Annotated in this window: 16 protein-coding genes and 1 tRNA gene; 13 read left to right on the forward strand and 4 right to left on the reverse strand. The window is 38.4% G+C overall.

The genetic code is table 11. From position 1 onward, the window contains the following. The first annotated feature begins 1,610 nt into the window (after positions 1–1,610). The 5 genes from KQI58_RS21515 to KQI58_RS21535 all read left to right on the forward strand — a co-directional run bounded on the left by KQI58_RS21515 (position 1,611) and on the right by KQI58_RS21535 (position 4,130). Complete coding sequence (locus KQI58_RS21515) at positions 1,611–2,003, forward strand: sigma-70 family RNA polymerase sigma factor (protein WP_127978982.1); 393 nt, start codon at positions 1,611–1,613, stop codon at positions 2,001–2,003. A gap of 16 nt (positions 2,004–2,019) precedes the next feature. Continuing rightward, positions 2,020–2,211, forward strand: coding sequence for a helix-turn-helix domain-containing protein (locus KQI58_RS21520; protein WP_240667974.1), 192 nt, complete (start codon positions 2,020–2,022; stop codon positions 2,209–2,211). Positions 2,212–2,311: 100 nt separating this feature from the next. Next, on the forward strand, positions 2,312–2,503 hold the full coding sequence (locus KQI58_RS21525) for a DUF3173 family protein (RefSeq protein ID WP_205733881.1): 192 nt from the start codon (positions 2,312–2,314) through the stop codon (positions 2,501–2,503). A 20-nt stretch (positions 2,504–2,523) separates the two neighbouring features. Next, positions 2,524–3,639, forward strand: a complete 1,116-nt coding sequence (locus KQI58_RS21530) for a tyrosine-type recombinase/integrase (RefSeq protein ID WP_216410991.1) — start codon at positions 2,524–2,526, stop codon at positions 3,637–3,639. A gap of 418 nt (positions 3,640–4,057) precedes the next feature. Continuing rightward, a tRNA-His gene (locus KQI58_RS21535) sits at positions 4,058–4,130 on the forward strand. 88 nt (positions 4,131–4,218) lie between these two features. Here the strand turns inward: KQI58_RS21535 and KQI58_RS21540 are convergent. Then, complete coding sequence (locus KQI58_RS21540) at positions 4,219–4,635, reverse strand: GNAT family N-acetyltransferase (RefSeq protein ID WP_253296082.1); 417 nt, start codon at positions 4,633–4,635, stop codon at positions 4,219–4,221. 254 nt (positions 4,636–4,889) lie between these two features. Between KQI58_RS21540 and KQI58_RS21545 the strand changes: the two genes are divergently transcribed. Beyond that, positions 4,890–5,405 (forward strand): cysteine hydrolase family protein, encoded by a 516-nt coding sequence (locus tag KQI58_RS21545; RefSeq protein ID WP_216410992.1) that lies wholly within the window; start codon positions 4,890–4,892, stop codon positions 5,403–5,405. Positions 5,406–5,490: 85 nt separating this feature from the next. On the opposite strand, the gene KQI58_RS21550 is transcribed toward KQI58_RS21545, so the two are convergent. Beyond that, positions 5,491–6,657, reverse strand: coding sequence for an RtcB family protein (locus KQI58_RS21550; RefSeq protein WP_216410993.1), 1,167 nt, complete (start codon positions 6,655–6,657; stop codon positions 5,491–5,493). Positions 6,658–7,050: 393 nt separating this feature from the next. Continuing rightward, positions 7,051–7,890: a MerR family transcriptional regulator gene (locus KQI58_RS21555; RefSeq protein WP_216410994.1), complete on the reverse strand. Its 840-nt coding sequence runs from the start codon at positions 7,888–7,890 to the stop codon at positions 7,051–7,053. A 75-nt stretch (positions 7,891–7,965) separates the two neighbouring features. Here KQI58_RS21555 and KQI58_RS21560 point away from each other — a divergent pair, with 75 nt between their 5' ends. The 7 genes from KQI58_RS21560 (at position 7,966) to ilvA (ending at position 18,366) form a co-directional block, all read left to right on the forward strand. Beyond that, positions 7,966–9,708 carry an ABC transporter ATP-binding protein gene (locus tag KQI58_RS21560; RefSeq protein WP_216410995.1) on the forward strand — a complete coding sequence of 581 codons (1,743 nt, stop codon included), beginning with the start codon at positions 7,966–7,968 and terminating at the stop codon, positions 9,706–9,708. Beyond that, the gene (locus KQI58_RS21565; RefSeq protein WP_216410996.1) at positions 9,689–11,494 is read left to right on the forward strand and encodes an ABC transporter ATP-binding protein; all 1,806 of its coding nucleotides are present in this window, start codon (positions 9,689–9,691) and stop codon (positions 11,492–11,494) included. The genes KQI58_RS21560 and KQI58_RS21565 overlap by 20 nt, the downstream gene beginning before the upstream one ends. A gap of 514 nt (positions 11,495–12,008) precedes the next feature. Next, positions 12,009–13,694, forward strand: coding sequence for a dihydroxy-acid dehydratase (ilvD, locus tag KQI58_RS21570; RefSeq protein ID WP_216410997.1), 1,686 nt, complete (start codon positions 12,009–12,011; stop codon positions 13,692–13,694). Between the two features lie 153 nt (positions 13,695–13,847). Further along, positions 13,848–15,560: a biosynthetic-type acetolactate synthase large subunit gene (gene ilvB / locus KQI58_RS21575; protein ID WP_437177563.1), complete on the forward strand. Its 1,713-nt coding sequence runs from the start codon at positions 13,848–13,850 to the stop codon at positions 15,558–15,560. Between the two features lies 1 nt (position 15,561). Then, positions 15,562–16,038, forward strand: coding sequence for an acetolactate synthase small subunit (gene ilvN / locus KQI58_RS21580; RefSeq protein WP_216410998.1), 477 nt, complete (start codon positions 15,562–15,564; stop codon positions 16,036–16,038). Between the two features lie 61 nt (positions 16,039–16,099). Further along, positions 16,100–17,095: a ketol-acid reductoisomerase gene (gene ilvC, locus KQI58_RS21585; RefSeq protein WP_216410999.1), complete on the forward strand. Its 996-nt coding sequence runs from the start codon at positions 16,100–16,102 to the stop codon at positions 17,093–17,095. A 14-nt stretch (positions 17,096–17,109) separates the two neighbouring features. Then, entirely contained in the window at positions 17,110–18,366 is a 1,257-nt protein-coding gene (ilvA, locus tag KQI58_RS21590; protein WP_216411000.1) for a threonine ammonia-lyase IlvA, read from the forward strand. Between the two features lie 58 nt (positions 18,367–18,424). Here ilvA and KQI58_RS23235 read toward each other — a convergent pair. After that, on the reverse strand, positions 18,425–18,642 hold a 218-nt coding region (locus tag KQI58_RS23235; RefSeq protein ID WP_216407323.1), incomplete at its 5' end, for a transposase.

Raw genomic sequence — 18,642 nt, forward strand, 5'->3', positions numbered from 1 at the left:
GAGCATCTGCCGAGAAGCATCAGATCCGAGGAGACTCATTTTCAAGGGCAATCGGAGCAATAACAGGAAGGTTTCATGACACCTTATAAATTTTGTCAAAAAAAGGGTTGCCATTCCATGTATTTATGTCAGAAGTAAATAAAGATGGCATTGATATTGAACGATTCTTGTGGAGTATTCGAGAAGTATTTGTCTCATTACTACCTCAAATTTCGGGATTTCTTTTGATTCAAATGGTATTTAAAACATTAATCAATATAGAGTTAGTAAATAGGGGAAACTCTATATACACACTATATATTGTTCTAACGAATATGGGGCTCTTTTTACTTCCAGTTCTAGTTGGTGTCAATTTAGCTAAAGCTTTTGATGGGAATGTGGGAAATGCTTTGATCTTGAGTTTATTAATACACCCTGATTTATTTGAGAATCTACAGAATACGAAGAATTTAGATCTCATCGAGGTCATAACTAGAAGCGAACCATCTTTACTTTACATTTTCATACCAGTATTGACTATTTACTTAATGCTCATACTTGAAAATGTTTTAGAGAGTAAGGTATCAACATTTTGTAAAAAATATTTCCTACCCTTAATTATTTTAGTGATGATGGCTCCAATATCTGTTTTTCTGATTAGTCCTTTTGGAAATCTTGTCTATCTCAATTTAATGTTAATTTTTGAAAAAATACATTTATTTTAATACTTTCATGATAGTTCGAAAGGTAGTTAGGGTTATCGGAAAGATTTCTCAAGAGATGATTTATTAATAAAAAAAATGAACTACAACATTTAGAAAAATAGTAATAGTTTTGAACAGAGTCAATGTGAAATATATTATTTCATATTGATTTTTTTTTTGGTGTCACTAATAGAATATACAAATCGATGACAGAGTAGGAATTTGATAAATTATTCTCATAAACCATTAAGCTTTAAACATTTTCAAAAAAATAATCATGACTCTTAAAGTGAAAAAATAATATGTTGGTTTCAAAACTGAAAATTAAATGTATTTATTTAGTGAAAGAGAAATGATCTATCAAATTGAGTGAATGATTAGAAAACGTCGGAAGCTAATTCTATTTTGAGCTAGGAAGAATATAGAAGGAATGAAGCAAAGATTTTTATGTCTTATTTATTTATGAAAATGCAGATTTAATGAAAAGCAAAGAGAGTAATCGTGTCGTAATCATTTTTTTAATTGTTTTTATTCATTGAAGGGAGAGGGGCAATAGATAATTTTGATGAAAAAGATACACTTTATCATCAAATGATGAGGAAAGGAGAAAAATTTATAAAGATTTATTTTTCGAAAAAGTATTAAAAACAACGAAAGAATAACTCCACTTAATGAAAGGGGAAGAGTTTCAGAAAATTAGCGTCTAAAAGATTTGAAGATGCAAGAGAAAGATATGTATCGTTAGTTGAGGAAAATTATTTTTTTGTCATTGCAAAATGCGAAGTTAGAATAACTTTACTTAAAAAAAGAATATTCAGTTAAAGTAGAGAGAAGTTATCAGATCTTTAACAATATATAAGATCAAAATAAACATCAAACTATCTGTTGAATTGTTCTCCTTTTGAGACAAGTAATGGAGGGGAATGTATGAGTTTAAATAGTGAAAAAATAGAAGGGAAATTAATTTTATTTTTTAAAAAGGTGATCAACAATGCAGCAACGAATTACTATAAAAAGAAAAATCGATATCAAATATACGAATTTTCCTCTGATAATTTTGATAATGATTCATTAATAGAATTGGCAAATGATTCTTCAAAATTAGTAGTAATTGTTATGGGAATGCCCTTATTTATCGAAGATGAAGTTCTAGCAATGAGAATTGAAAAACTCAATTTGCGAGAAAAGTATATTTTGCGAGAAAAATTCATTTTAGGAAAAACTGATAGAGAAATTGGCGAGGATCTTGGAATTAGTAGACAAGGAGTCACAAATTTGAAACATAGAATGTATAAGAAAATCAGGGATGCTATCAAATAGTTAGGAGCGACTTATTTTGGATGAAATTAGTGAGCTTTTTTTGAAGGTCAAAGATGGAGACGATGACGCTTTTGAGGAGTTGATAAACAAGTTTAATCCATTGTTAGTAAGTGTTTCAATGAGATCTGGAAAATTTGATGAAGATTGCTATCAAGAATGTATGACGGCTTTTTTCCTTTCTATTCAAAAATTTAGTTTAGAAGACTAAGTTGCACAGTCATGGAGAACCACTAACTAGTTGGTTTTCCTTTTTTGTGTCATTTTTGCGGTACGATTTGTTGATAGATAGTATAAGGAGTACGAAAGAGGTGAAAGACTTGGATAAATTAATATCAAAAAAGGAATTAATCGATGTAGGTTATTCTGCTTATTCAGCAAGCAAAATTATCCGAGAAGCCAAAGAGTTACTGGTTAAGGAAGGATTTATTTATTATAAAAACCGTCGTGTTGGAAAAGTGCCGACTACTACTGTAGAGAAAATTTTAGGTATTTCATTATGAGGGAGGTATTAAAAAAAACTATGGCAATTAGAAGGGATAAAAAAACAAAAAAATGGATAGTAGATATATCAACAAAAAACATTTTAACACAAAAACGTAAAAGAATTGTTCGAAAAAACATAGCAAGTAAGCGTGAAGCAATGGAAATTGAAATTCAACTTAGAATACTTTTGCTCGGACAACCAATCAGTGAGGCAGTATGTTTTGATTTACTTTTCAAATTAGTACTGGTTGAGGATAGAAAAAGGGAAAGAAAAGAGAGTTACATTGCGACGCAAAAGTACATTTATAACTCACGTTTAAAAAACTATTTCAAGGATGCTCAGGTTTCCAAAATTGATGAACAAATAGTTTTGGAATTTCGTGAAACACTTAGAAACAAAGAACTATCAAATAATTACATTAATAAGATCATGATAGTTTTGAAAAAAATAATCGATGTGGGTGTTCGACAAAAAATATTAGCAGATAACCCATGTCGATTAATTAAAAAGCTTCCTATTAAAAGAGTAAAAATGAAGTATTGGACCTTAAATGAGTTTCTAGCATTCGATCGATTATTTAACAAGGATGAAGAGATTTTTCGAATATTTTTCCATTTAGCATTTTTTACTGGTATGAGAAAAGGAGAAATATTAGCTTTGACTTGGCAAGATATAGATTTCACTAATAATCGAGTTTCTGTAAATAAGTCAGTATTGAAAATTAAGGGAAAAGAGTTAGTTAGTAATCCAAAGACCTCATCCAGTGAACGAGTGATAGTGATTCATAAGAAATTGGTTTACTTACTGCTTGATTGGAAAGAAAATCAAAAAAAAATATTAAGACAGTATAAGAATGATTGGGAACTATTAGAGACTCGAGTATTTGAAGATACCCCATTTAAATCAATAGACTCAGATAGATTAAGAAAAAAATATAGCTCAATCTTAAAAAGAGACAACTCAATTTCTAAGATAAGGATTCATGATTTTAGACATTCCCATGTAGCTTTACTAATTGAGCTAAATGAAAAACCTTTTACAATTAAGGAACGTTTAGGTCATGCTTCAATTCAGACAACGTATGACATCTATGGTCATTTGTATCCGAACAAGCAGAAAGAAGTTGTACAAAACTTAGATGAACTTTACTAAGCAGATGTATTGATCAAACTAAAGCACGTGAAAACCTGTTATTAATAAGCAGTTAGGTGTAGATTACATAGTTCAACTGTTAGGACAATTTATATATAAAAAGGAAAAAAATCAGAATGGGAATTTTTAGTGTTATATTAAAAAGAAAAGAAATAAAAAAATTACACTTTTTTATATTAGAACACTGAGAAAGATATGCCAAAAGTATGCCAAAAAATGAAAAATGAAACAAATTCAAATGATCTGAAACATGCTAAAAACCTTTTAAATAGTATGTTTGTATTTTAAGATTGTTCTGGATAAGAGACTCAAAATCCAGTGCCCTCACGGGCGTGCCGGTTCGACCCCGGCCGCCGGTATAAAGAGCTAAGATGGTTATTTCATCTTAGTTTTTTGTTTGAAATTGAATAGGGTAATGGCGGATGTGGCGAAGTGGTTAACGCATCGGATTGTGGCTCCGACACTCGTGGGTTCGATTCCCATCATTCGCCCTAAAAAGACTCAGCAGATTTCTGTTGAGTCTTTTTTTTAAGAGAAATTGTCAATTGGAGAATGGAGCATTGATTACTTCTTTCTTCTTCAACTGAGTGTTTTTGTGAAGAAAACTTTTTTTCCAGTGAGGGGATACTCATTCAATATGACCGCCTCTTGGTATCCGTGCTTTTTATAGAACATGGGGGCTTGGAAGCTAAATGTATCTAAAAAGACAAATCTACACCCTCGTTCTTTTGCTGTTGACTCAGCTTTTTCTAGAATCTGACTTCCGACATATTGCCCTCGCAATTCTTCATCTACCCATAGAAATTCTATCATAAGCCACTTGCCGTGTGTTTCTCCGATAATTCCAGCAAGTATCTTTCCTTGCTTATCTCGGAGGTAGATACCTAACTCTTTTGGATTTTTGTCTTCAATTCTAGCAAGATTATATTTTATTAGTCCTGCTAAGATTTCAGCTTTATCGTTTTCTTCAATTTTATCTGTAATTTGAAATTCCATCTTTTTCTCCTTAGTAGTTTATATTTTGTACACTCATTGGATAATATAAGAATATCAGTTATTGATGCTTCAGTCAGTAAAGGTTCGGGCTGGTAAAGTATAATGAATTCAAAGAGTCAGGAGTTCGATTGTTTCTATGATAATTTCGCAAAATTTCTGCTATGTGAAGTCAAACTATTTTGCTTGACTCTCTTGTAATGAGAGGGTTTAAACTTATACTAACAATCTACTAACCCAATTTATGGAGGGATTAAATGACCAAAAAAATGTTACTCGTTCTAGATGGACAGGTTGGCGTACTTAATAAAATTTACAGGAAGGCTGAAACGATTGCAACTATTAACACACTTATTGCTTCTTTTGCAAGTGCCCAGCAGACCATCGTTTTTACTCGACATGCAAATAAAACTTCGCTGAGCGTTGGGACAAATTCATGGAAACTCGATTCTACTATAAATTGTCCCGAAACTTCGATTTTTTTTGATAAAAAAAGAAGTAGTGTTTTTGCTGAACCAGCTTTTATAGAGTTATTGGAAAAAGAGAATGTAAGAACAATCTATGTATGTGGGTTTGTTACAAATGGCTGTGTGCAGGCAGCATGTTTAGATGGGAGATCAAAAGGCTTCGATACCAAACTATTAGCAGATGCTCATAGTACATTTATTAAGAATGCTAGCCACGTAATTGATACATGGAATCAAAAACTAGCTGACGCAGGCATTGAAGTATTGAGCACTTATACTGCAATGAAGCAAATAAGGGAAGGCTAACAATAAACTGGTACTGCAAGATCAAAGTTTCCTTGCAGTACCAGTTTATTTTCACCTCTTATATAGAAACCTCTTAGATTTCAGATTAGCCCTTATAATTATACAACGGACGGATAATTTCTTTTACTTCCATGGTTTCGTGGAGATTTGTCAGCAACTTTTTCTTTGATTTATAGGCTTTGGGTGCTTCGTCGAGTGTCTTTTTAGAAACAGAAGTGGTCCATACGTGACGCATCATATGTTGATAGTTTTCTAAACTAATCGAGGCTCTGGCTTGAGAGCGGCTCATCGTACGACCAGCTCCATGAGGCCCCGACTGGTTCCATTCATCGCTACCTTTTCCAATGCCAATAATGCAACCGTCCTTCATATTTAAAGGGACGATCATTTTCTCGCCTTTTCTGGCAGAAGCGGCACCTTTACGTAAGATCATATGTTTCAAGTCAATATAATTATGGGGGCTATCAAAGCTTTCAATGATCTGCTTTTCCCATTTCATTGCTTTTAAAATAAGCAAAGCCATACTTTTTCGATTGAGGGCCGCGTATCGTTGTGCGATCTGCATATCTGACAAATAGTTGTTTAAATCCTTTTCGGACACATAGGATAATTCATAAGGTACTTCCAATTCTTCACGTTTTCGGAGCAAAGCTTTTTTTTCCGCTGGATTATCCGCGAGCTTCAATTGAAGCTTTAATTCGTGTCTTTTTTGCGTCAGCTTTTGATAAGCTATTTCTTGATGGTACTCAGCAATTTCTTTACCTAAAACGCGACTACCACTATGAATCACCAAATAATATCCATCGTTTCCTTCATTGACTTCAATAAAGTGATTTCCGCCGCCTAGCGATCCTAAGCTTCGCAGCGCTCGAGCTCGGTGAATTGGCGCTTGTACATTCTCTAAAGGGAACAGATATTGCGGTTTTCCGTGAGAATGGGACCCACTGGGAATTCGGTTTCGAATGATTCGATCTAGTTTGTCAAAATTTAGTTTGACGCCTTTTTTTATTTTTGTCACATTTAGTCCGCAGCCAATGTCAACGCCGACAAGATTAGGAATTACTTGATCTGTTATGGTCATAGTTGTTCCAATGACACAGCAGGAACCACTATGAGTATCGGGCATAATTCGGATTTTGGCATTTTGGACAATTTTTTGATTGCACAGTGTCTTGATTTGACCCGCAGTGCTTTCGGTTAAGTTATCTGTATAGACAGTTGCTGTGTTGTATTTTCCTTTTATGATTAACATATTTTATCCTCTCTGTGAGGAATCCATGATTTCCTCTAATTCATTTGTATCCTTTTTGAAATTAGTCTTTTTCCACTCATAGGAAACACCTCCATAGGTAATCGTTTAGATATTAACTAACTGCTAACGCAGTAATCATTTCGAACGTCCTTCATTCGTTTGAATGTTTAACACGCAAAAAAACTGTCAATCATAGGATTGACAGTTTCACAAATAGGCTTTATTTACGAATACAGAGAGTCTACGGATGAAGACTCTTTGCTCGAATAAAACGCATCAAACAGATCAATCGATTGTATTTGGTTTATTTTTATAGTCTTAATCATCTTGCTCTCTCCCTTCCTTAAATTCTTTTTCATCCTATCATCCTTAAATATCAGGTGTCAAGGCGATTTAGTCTTGCTCTTTACGTTTCACCGGAATTAAGACTTCGAAAACTTGATCTTCGGGATGCTCCGAGGTTGTTTCATCCTGCCATAGCAATTCCCAGATATCACCGTTTAACTCCAAGTTATTCTCCTTCAGGTAATTTCTAAAGCGATTATTGAAAGTATTAATATGATGGATCTCATCCTTCATAAACCCAGAAACATAGTCTCCAGCTGGTCGTTTGACAACACGTTGCCGATCATAGATGTGCAATCGATCTTCAGGTATTTTTACGAGAGCTCGATAGGGAGCAGCATGAAAATTTTTCTCGTAAAAGGCGGAACCATCTACTAAAAAGCCAATCGGATAGCCACTGAATAGATCACTGCTGTCAACGGAGGAGTAAAAACGTCCGTAAATCTGGGCAGCGTCAATATCATCGTAGCTTTCGATAATATCAGAAATGACGAAAGATTCCGCGTTGCGATAAGAATAAGTGATTGATTCTAAATCAAAGTTTTTTAGCGTAGTATAGCGTTCAATGTAGCTATCCAGTGCGCTGCGAATCCCACCTAATTTTTGGATTTGTTCATCAATCTTCTGTTTCTGTCGCATAAATCCATCAAGAACGTAATCCACATTCCGATTTTTTAAAAAGACATGTATATCCTCCAAAGAAACGTCGAGATTTTTTAATAAGAGAATAACGTCTAATTCAAAATATTGATCAATCCCATAGTAGCGATAGCCGTTTTCACCGACCTTGGCCGGTTTGAAAAGGTCGATTTGATCGTAATAAATCAAGGTTCGGCGGCTAATGCCTGCATATTTTGCCATCTCGCTGATCGTTAAAAATTTTTTCATAACTAATCCTCATTTTCGCTTGACTGTAACGTTACGTTACAGTTTATTCTACCATAGGAGAAGGAGGGAAAAAAGATGAAACTATTCAAAATCTTTTTCAAAGAATATCGGAGGATGTTCTTAGGCACCTTCATCTTAATGATCGTGCAAGCGGTTGGAACGCTGATGATTCCGTACTATGTTGCTGAAATTATTGATGAAGGTATTTTAACTCAAGATCAAGGAGCGATTTGGCGAAATGGTGCATTTATGCTGGGAATTGCGGTCTTAACTGGGATTGTCTCGATTATTGCTAGTTATTATTCGGCAATTTTGGCTGGTTGTTTTGGGTATTTCCTGCGAAAACAGCTAGTGGATAAGACACAACGCTTATCAATGGCGGATATGGACGAGTTTGGAACGCCGACATTACTGGCTAGAACGACGAGTGACATAACAAATATCCAACAAATCATGATGATGGTCTTTCAAATGATCATCCCTGCACCGTTAATTTGTTTTGCTTCGATCGTTTTGACAGGAGCAATTTCCTGGCGCTTTGTCTGGATTCCGATTGTCTCGATTGTGCTATTTTCACTTGTTTCGTTAGCTGTTATTAAAAAGGCCATTCCTTTAGCGGATGTGATGCAGCAGCGAATGGATAAGATGATGCAGATTTTAAGAGAATTCTACACAGGTGTTCGAGTGATTCGCGCATTTAACAAGAATAATTTTGAAAAGAAACGCACGGATAAAACCTTCAGTAATTATGCAGAAGTCATGATTCGGGTCAATAAGCTGTTCGCTGTCTTGAATCCTACTGTCAATTTAGTAATGGGAGTAGGGATGACAGCTGTTCTGGCTTTTGGCGGCGTCATGGTGCTTCAAGGTAGTGTGCCGATTGGGAGCTTAACAGCTATCAGCGAATACACAATTTTAAGTCTCTGGTTCTTGACAATGGCGGCGATGGTAATTGTGATGATTCCAAAAGCACTGGCTTCGTTAGAGCGGATTGGCGAGGTATTAGATACACAAGAAGAAATCATCGATGGGTCAAAAGAAGCTTTTGAGTTAAGAGAAAACCAGCCGATTGCTGTTTTTGATCAGGTTGATTTTGCCTATAGTGGAGCAGAAGAAGCCGTCTTGTCCAATATCACCTTTGATATCCCTAAAGGCGTGACCGCTATTGTCGGCGGTACTGGATCGGGCAAGAGTACGATTGCTAAGGCACTGCTTCGGTTGAGAGATACGACGAAGGGGGGAATTCGTTTTCATGGGGAACCCATCAAAAATGTCACCCAAGAATCGTTGAGAGCACGAATCAGTTACGTTCCGCAAAAGGCTTTTCTATTCAGTGGTACGGTTAAGGACAATTTTCTTTTTGGAAATCCATATGCAACGGAAGAAGAAATGAAACAGGCGGCTAAAGTGGCGCAGGCCGAAGATTTTATTGCTCATTTAGATGGTCAATTCAATGCGTTTGTCGCACAAAAAGGCAACAACTTTTCAGGAGGTCAGAAGCAGCGGTTGAGCATCGCAAGAGCCTTAATTAAACCAGCTGATTTGTATTTTTTCGATGATAGTTTTTCAGCATTGGATTATCAAACGGATGCCAAACTGCGAAAGGCATTGAAAAGTTATCTAGCTGAAGCTGCGATCGTGATTGTGGCTCAGCGTCTATCGACGATCAAAGATGCCGATCAGATTATCGTTTTGGAGGAAGGAAAGATTGTTGGTAAAGGCACCCACGAAGAATTGCTTCGTACCTGTCATGTTTACCAAGAATTTGCCAAGTCTCAAGGAATGGAGGGGAAAAAGAATGAGCATCAAGCAAGTTGATGAAAAAAAGGTAGAGACAGAAACACCGAAGGAATTTAAAAAGACCGGAATTCGTTTGTTTAAATTATTAACCGAGCAGAAAACGCGCTTTGCGGTCATTATTGCTTCGGCCATCTGTTTTGCTGCATTAATGGCGATTACACCACTGATATTAGGCTGGGGATTAGACGCGATTATTACGTTAATTCGTACACAGCAAGTGACTATGGAAAATCTGTTTGCTGCTCTGATACAGCCCGTAGTCTGGCTCTTCATAGCTTGGTGCGGCGTTTCACTCTTCTCCTTATTACAGGAGTATACAATGGCCAGCGTCGCGGAAACATTGACCTTGCGTTTGAGAACAAGCCTAACAGAAAAGCTGAATCATTTGCCTATGAAGTTCTTTGATCAGTATAAGACTGGTGATATCTTAACGAGGGCGACACTTGATTTGGATAAGGTATCAGAAGTTTTACAGGTTGGTTTGATGCAAATGATTTCGGCGATTTTATCGATTGTAATTGGACTGGGAGTGATGGTCTATTTAAGTCCGTTATTGACATTGGGCATTGTCATCATCTTATTAGTGAGTCTATTTCTTACAAACCGTTTAGCTCACAAAAATCAAGAGTATTTTTCCGAAAATCAAGCGGCTTTGGGCGCTGTAGGGACCAAGGCCGAAGAGAACTATTCAGGAAATTTACTGATCAAGGCCTACAACCGTCAGCAAGCAACAGCGGATGAGCTGGATAAATTGAATGAAGCACAGTTTCAAGCTTTTAAAAAGGCTCAGTTCGTAAGTTTTGCGATTAATCCGTTGATTCGATTGATTAATCAGTTAGGATTCGTTACTAGTGCCGTCGTGGGAGGGATCATGGTAATCAATGATCAGCTATCCATTGGTTTAGTTCAAGCATATCTTCAATACGTGAATCAAGTTTCTGAGCCAATCACACAGGTCTCGTATGTAATCAACAGCCTGCAGAGTGCTTTTGCAGCATTAGAGCGTATTTTTGAGATTTTGGATCAGGAGGAAGAGGTTGAGGAAGTATTGAATCTTTCGGTTCCAGAAAATGTGCGTGGTGAAGTTGCCTTCAAACACGTGGCATTTGGTTATTCACCTGACAAGCTGTTGATGGAAGATGTCAATTTTAAGGTGAAGCCGAAGCAAATGGTCGCGATCGTGGGCCCAACAGGCGCTGGAAAAACGACGATGATTAATCTGTTAATGCGCTTCTACGAACTAACCAACGGTCAAATCGAAGTAGACGGCAAGAATATTAGTCATTTCTCACGTGCGGAGATTCGTCAAAAATTCGGAATGGTTTTGCAAGATACATGGCTGTTTGAAGGAACGGTGGCAGATAATATCGCTTACGGGAAACCGGATGCTACAAGACAAGAAATCGTTCAGGCAGCAAAAGATGCTCAATGCCACCACTTTATTCGCACATTGCCTAATGGTTATGACACGATCATTTCTTCTGACGGAACTCAGATTTCACAAGGTCAACAACAGCTTTTAACAATTGCTCGAGCAATTTTGGCAGATCCGCAATTGCTGATTTTAGATGAGGCAACTTCAAGTGTAGATACACGAACAGAAGGGATGATTCAGCAGGCGATGGATCAATTAACCACTGAACGAACCAGCTTTGTTATCGCCCATCGTTTATCTACGATTAAGAATGCCGATTTAATTTTAGTGATGAAAGATGGCTCGATTATCGAGCAGGGAAATCACAGAAGTCTAATGAAAAAAGGCGATTTCTATGCAAATCTTTATAATAGTCAATTCGCCGGATAAGCTCAACGATCATCGTTGAGCTTGTTTTTTATAGATTTTAGATAGCTATGTGACGAACCAAAAAGTTACTAAGTTAGAAAATATTCTGAAAATTCATTGACTTTTAATCTTATGAAATGTATAGTATAAAAAAATGATTAAGAAACTATTAGAAAAAACGAGGGGCCGATTTTTATGCGCAAGAGTAAATACAATAATTTTGATGGCATCGTCTTATTAATTATTGAGTCCAGGACTTAGAACGCGGAAGTAGTATCAACCGTTAGTTTGAGTCCTATTTGCGTTAGAAATGGGATTCTTGCAAGAGCATCCCATTTATTGATGGGATGCTCTTTTTGTCAGTTGTACTTTTCACAGGGTATTTAGTGTAAGAGTAAAACTAACGATGGATAACAAACTATCAAGCAAAGAACTTAGTACAAAGATATGCGCACGCAAATAAGCTTATTTTTCCTAGGATTGGAAAAATAAACCTCAATAAAAATGAATTAGCAAAAAGCAGGGAGATGTGACTATGAGAAGTGATCAGATTAAAAAAGGAATTGATGCAGCACCCGCCAGAAGTTTATTATATGCGACTGGCCAAGTAAAAAATATCCATGATATGGATAAACCATTTATTGCTATTTGTAATTCTTATATCGATATTGTACCAGGGCATGTCCACCTGCGAGAACTAGCTGATGTAGCTAAAGAGGCCATTCGTGAAGCAGGAGGAATTCCTTTTGAATTTAACACGATTGGTGTAGACGACGGAATTGCAATGGGGCATATCGGTATGCGCTACTCTTTACCAAGCCGTGAGCTGATTGCAGACGCAGCAGAAACAGTGATCAACGCTCATTGGTTCGATGGTGTGTTTTACATTCCTAACTGTGACAAGATCACACCAGGGATGATCATGGCCGCGATGCGAACAAACGTCCCATCGATTTTCTGTTCCGGCGGTCCGATGAAAGCCGGAATCGATCCGAGAGGTCATCAAACGACACTATCTTCAATGTTTGAAGCTGTGGGAGCATATAAAGAAGGACAGATGACGGAAAAAGATTTCTTATTCATGGAACAAAATGCTTGTCCGACCTGCGGTTCTTGTGCAGGGATGTTCACCGCAAATTCCATGAATTGTTTGTTGGAGATGTTAGGCTTGGCTTTACCCGGAAATGGAACTGTTCTAGCCGTTTCTGACGAGCGACGTGAGTTGGTTCGAGAATCAGCGAAGCATTTGATGAATTTGGTCAAAAAGCAAATCAAACCACGGGATATTGTTACCAAGGAGGCAATCGATGATGCCTTTGCCTTAGATATGGCGATGGGTGGTTCAACCAATACCGTTCTTCACACATTGGCGATCGCAAATGAGGCGGAGATCGATTACGATCAATCAGATATTAATGAGATTGCGAAAAGAGTTCCTTACCTTTCTAAAATCGCTCCTTCTTCCAGCTATTCAATGCACGATGTTCACGAAGCAGGTGGTGTACCGGCGATCATTAATGAATTAGTGTCGATTGACGGAGCGATACATTCGGATCGAATCACAGTCACTGGCAAAACTTTACGAGAGAATGTTGCTTCTGCCAAGATCATGAATGAGGAAGTGATTCATCCGAAAACAGCTCCTTACAGTCCAGTCGGAGGTCTTTCAATCCTCTATGGGAATATTGCGCCAGAAGGTAGTGTGATCAAGGTTGGTGGTGTTGATCCAAGTATCAAAGTCTTTAAAGGCAAAGCGATTTGTTTTGCTTCTCATGACGAAGCAGTTGAAGCAATCGATAACCACACCGTGACTAAGGGACATGTTGTAGTTATTCGTTATGAAGGGCCGAAGGGTGGACCGGGAATGCCGGAAATGTTGGCACCGACATCAAGTATTGTTGGACGCGGCTTAGGAAAAGATGTTGCACTAATCACTGATGGACGCTTCTCTGGAGCAACGCGTGGAATCGCTGTAGGACATATTTCACCAGAAGCTGCAGCAGGTGGACCAATCGCTTTAGTTCAAGATGGTGATGAAATCACGATTGATTTGACTGCCCGCACACTAAATGTGGCTGTATCGGAGGAAGAGTTGGCTAAACGAAAAGAAAAATTACCAAAATTCCAACCAAAAGTCAAAAAAGGCTGGTTAGCTCGATACTCAGCAATGGTAACTTCAGCGCACACTGGTGGCGTTATGGAATTACCAGAAGAAGATTAAAGCGAATGTCAATTCTGCTATTCATAGTTGTTAACGCAAATAGATCAAACAAAAAACAAAGAAAGATAAGTTGAAAAAAGCTAGTGGAATGATATACGACATGAACTTGAGACTTATTTTTCTGAAAGAAAAATAAATACATTAAAAGGAGGAATGGGGGTGGAAGAAATGAAACAAGAAGTAGAAGTTGGAAACCTATATTCAGGAGCAGATTTATTGATTAAATGTTTGGAAAATCAAGGAGTCGAATTGATTTTTGGCTATCCTGGCGGCTCTGTCTTACCCTTATATGACTCACTTTATGATGAATCGATTCCGAATATCCTCACGCGTCATGAACAGGGGGCGGTCCATGCTGCGGAAGGATATGCCAAAGCTACAGGAAAACCAGGAGTAGTAATCGTTACCAGCGGACCAGGCGCAACCAACGTGGTGACTGGCATAGCGGATGCAATGATCGATTCTGTGCCATTAGTTGTCATCACCGGACAAGTAACGACACCGGGAATTGGAAAAGACGCCTTCCAAGAAGCAGATATGTTAGGGATTACTGTACCAATTACCAAAAACAACTATCAAGTTCGGGATATCGAGGAGCTTCCACGAATCGTCAATGAAGCCTTCCACATTGCGACGACAGGCAGAAAAGGGCCCGTTTTGATTGATCTGCCAAAGGACATTATGAATTTAAAGGCCAATCCTAAAATCGATGAGGTTGTCCATTTAGAAAGCTATCAACCAACCGTGACACCATCTATTTTGCAAATCGAACGTCTAATGAACCTATTAAAGAAAGCTAAAAAACCGATCGTATTAGTTGGTGGTGGAGTTGTTGCTGCCAATGGCGCGGAGGAATTACGACAGTTTGTTGAAAAATATCAGTTACCAACGGTTTCTACCTTATTAGGTCTCGGGCTGTTGCCGCAGGATCATCCATACTTCTTAGGGATGGGTGGAATGCATGGTACTTATGCAGCAAATATGGCAATGATGGAAACCGACCTATTGATCAATATTGGCAGTCGCTTTGATGATCGTTTGGCCTGTTCGCCTGAAGCTTTCGCTCCTCATGCGAAAGTGGCTCATATCGATGTCGATCCAGTTGAGATTGGAAAGATTATTCATACTGACATTCCAATCGTAGGTGACGCAAAAGTTGCACTGCAACAAATGCTCTCAATTGAGATTCCTGCACCAGATTGTGAAGAGTGGCGCATGGTTTGCAAGGCTCGTCAACAAAGATACCCGCTGAAATATGAATGGGATGAAAAAATTATCAAACCACAAGCTGCAATTGAAATCATTGGACGAATCACGAAGGGAAAATCATATGTCGTAACGGATGTTGGTCAGCATCAAATGTGGGTGGCTCAATATTATCCGTTCCAATTCCCTAAACAGTTGATCACTAGCGGTGGTTTGGGAACAATGGGCTATGGTATTCCAGCAGGTATTGGAACAAAATTTGGAAAACCAAATGATTCTGTGGTTGTGTTCGTTGGAGATGGCGGATTCCAAATGACAAATCAAGAATTGGCAATTTTGAATCAAAATAATCTCGATATTAAGTTCGTTCTATTAAACAACCAATCACTTGGGATGGTTCGCCAATGGCAGGAGAAATTTTACAATGAACGTCGCTCGCAATCCGTTTTTCATGAGCAGCCGGACTTCATGAAATTAGCTGAAGCCTATGGCATTGGTAGTAAGAAAATAACTGATCCCGCAACTTTAGAAATAGAATTGCAGGAAGCTTTTGCCACAGCTGGACCAATGCTGATTGAAGTAATGATCTGCAACAAAGAACATGTATTACCAATGATTCCGGCCGGTATGCCGAATGATCAGATGTTGGGAGTTGATTAAGATGAGACGGATGATTACAGCAATGGTCCATGACCAAGCAGGGGTGTTAAGTCGAATCACGAGTGTTTTGAATCGTCGACAAGTAAACATGGACAGTGTTTCGGTCGGTCGTACAGAACGAGACGGCGAATCTCGGATGACGATTATCATTCAAGCCGAAACGCTAGCCGATGTCGAACAAGTAACGAAACAGCTGAACAAACAAATTGACGTGGTAAAAGTTTCTGATGTGACGGATGAGCCGCATTTAGAAAGAGAATTGGCGTTAATCAAGGTCAGTGCCCCAGCTGCCACACGTTCTGAGATTCAAGCGATGATTGATCCGTTTCGAGCGGATGTCGTGGATGTCGGCTTGAAAACAATTGTGGTACAGGTTGCCGGCTCAACAGAAAAAGTCAACGCATGTATCGATGTCTTACGTCCATATGGAATCAAGCAATTAGCACGAACCGGTGTCACCGGATTTAGTAGAGGTTAAACGCAAAATTCTATTGTTAGATTTTGCTATTAATATAGTTTATAAAATTGGAGGAAAAATTATGGTTAAAGTTTATTATGATGATGCAGTAGCGAAGGATGCTTTAGAAGGAAAAACAATTGCTGTGGTGGGTTACGGTTCTCAAGGACATGCTCACGCACAAAATCTACGTGACACAGGTCACCAAGTTGTGATCGGTATACGAGAAGGAAAATCCGCTGAGGCTGCTCGTGAAGATGGTTTTGATGTGTTGCCGGTAGCTGAAGCAACAAAAAAAGCCGAAGTAGTCATGATTTTAGCTCCAGATGAAATTCAAGGTACGTTATATGACAATGAAATTGCACCAAATTTAGCAGATGGAGATGCTTTAGTCTTTGCACATGGCTTTAATATTCATTTCGATGTTATCAATCCACCGGAAAATGTGGATGTTTTCTTAGTAGCTCCAAAAGGTCCAGGACATTTAGTTCGTCGTACCTTTACGGAAGGCTTTGCAGTACCAGCATTGTTTGCTGTTCACCAAGATGCAACAGGAACTGCTCGCGATTTAGCGTTATCTTATGCGAAAGGCATTGGTGCTACACGAGTAGGTGTCTTGGAAACAACCTTTAAAGAAGAAACTGAAACTGATTTGTTCGGCGAACAGGCAGTGCTTTGCGGTGGCTTAACGAGTATGATCGAGGCTGGTTTTGAAACATTAGTTGAAGCAGGTTACCAACCTGAATTGGCATACTTTGAAGTTTGTCATGAAATCAAATTGATCGTAGATTTGATTTATGAAGGTGGCTTTGCGAAAATGCGTAATTCGATCTCTAATACTGCGGAATACGGCGATTATGTTTCTGGACCACGTGTAATTACTGAACAAGCCAAAGCTGGCATGAAGGAAGTCTTGACTGATATCCAAAATGGCAAATTTGCCAAAGGCTTCATTGATGACAATAAAAATGGCTTCCCAGAATTCAAGAAAATGCGTGAAGAAAGTGCTGGACATCAAATTGAAAAAGTGGGCGGCGAATTACGTAAAATGATGCCTTTTGTAAGTCGTAAAGATTAATGGGGGATGCAGCGATGGAATTGATCAAAGATACTGAGGTTCGCAGTGCCTATCAATTATTGAAAGACTCTGTCAACCACACGCCGTTACAATATGATCGTTATTTATCTGAAAAGTATCAGGCAACTGTTTTATTGAAACGGGAAGACCTGCAAAAAGTTCGTTCATTTAAATTACGTGGTGCTTATTATGCCATTAAGAAACTTCCAGAGGCGGATTTGAAGAAAGGTGTGGTCTGTGCGAGTGCGGGAAATCACGCGCAAGGAGTTGCTTACACGTGTCATGAATTAAAGACACAGGCTGCGATTTTTATGCCCACCACCACACCGCAACAAAAAGTTTCGCAAGTAAAATTTTTTGGTGGTGAATTTGCGGATATTCATTTAGTCGGCGATACCTTTGACGCTTCTGCCGCTGCCGCAAGAAAATACTGCGAAGAACACGGCATGACCTTTATTGATCCCTTTAACGACAAGAATATTATTGCCGGTCAGGGAACTTTAGCTTTAGAAATGATGACTGATGCGGAAAGCGAAGGCTACAAGCCAGATTATGTGATCACAGCGATTGGCGGCGGCGGATTAATCAGCGGGGTGGCATCTTATGTGAAAAACACCTCGCCAACAACCAAAGTCATTGGTGTTGAACCTAAAGGGGCCGCTTCAATGCAGGCGGCTTTTGAAGAGGAGCATCCAGTTAAGCTGACTGAGATTGACAAATTCGTTGATGGCGCTGCTGTACAGCTTGTTGGCGAAATTACGTATTCTCACAGTAAAGAGTACGTGGATGAGTTAATGTCTGTTGATGAAGGGTTAATCTGTTCTACGATTTTAGACTTGTACGGTAAACAAGCAATCGTGGTCGAGCCAGCTGGTGCGATGAGCGTAGCTGCCTTGGATCTGATGAAAAACAAGATTAAGGGTAAAACAGTAATCTGTGTTATCAGTGGGGGCAACAACGATATTAACCGAATGGCTGAGATCGAAGAGCGTTCACTGATCTATGAAGGCCTGAAGCATTACTTTGTTGTGAACTTCCCGCAACGTCCAGGAGCGCTGAAGGAGTTTGTATCAGAGGTTCTAGGTGAGGGCGATGATATTACGCGCTTCGAATATACGAAGAAGAGTAATCGTGGAACCGGACCAGTGGTAATCGGTGTGTTGTTGAAGAAACCTGAGACTTTGCCAGATTTGTTGAAGCGGTTAAAAGAGTTTGATTCGACCTACATTGAATTAAGCCAAAACAAAACGCTCTACAATTTATTAGTTTAATTAAAAAAGGAACCCGAAAGATAATTGGTTCTTTCTCAAGTTTGGTTATACAGGCCCTTCAAAGAAGATCGCTCAAGGAGAAATCTTCTTGGGTTGCCGAAAAAGCCAACAGACATTTTTGGGATAGATTGACTAATCCAGAACGACCATATACAATTCGTTTTATAAGCTTAAATTTGTTGTTATTACCTTCGACGAATCCAGAGCTTATACTATGGGATATCGCGTTTTTTATCGGGGCGATATCCCTTTTTATGCTCTGACAAAAAGAATCAA

The sequence above is a fragment of the Enterococcus raffinosus genome, from assembly GCF_018917525.1.
Lineage (GTDB): Bacteria > Bacillota > Bacilli > Lactobacillales > Enterococcaceae > Enterococcus_A > Enterococcus_A raffinosus_A.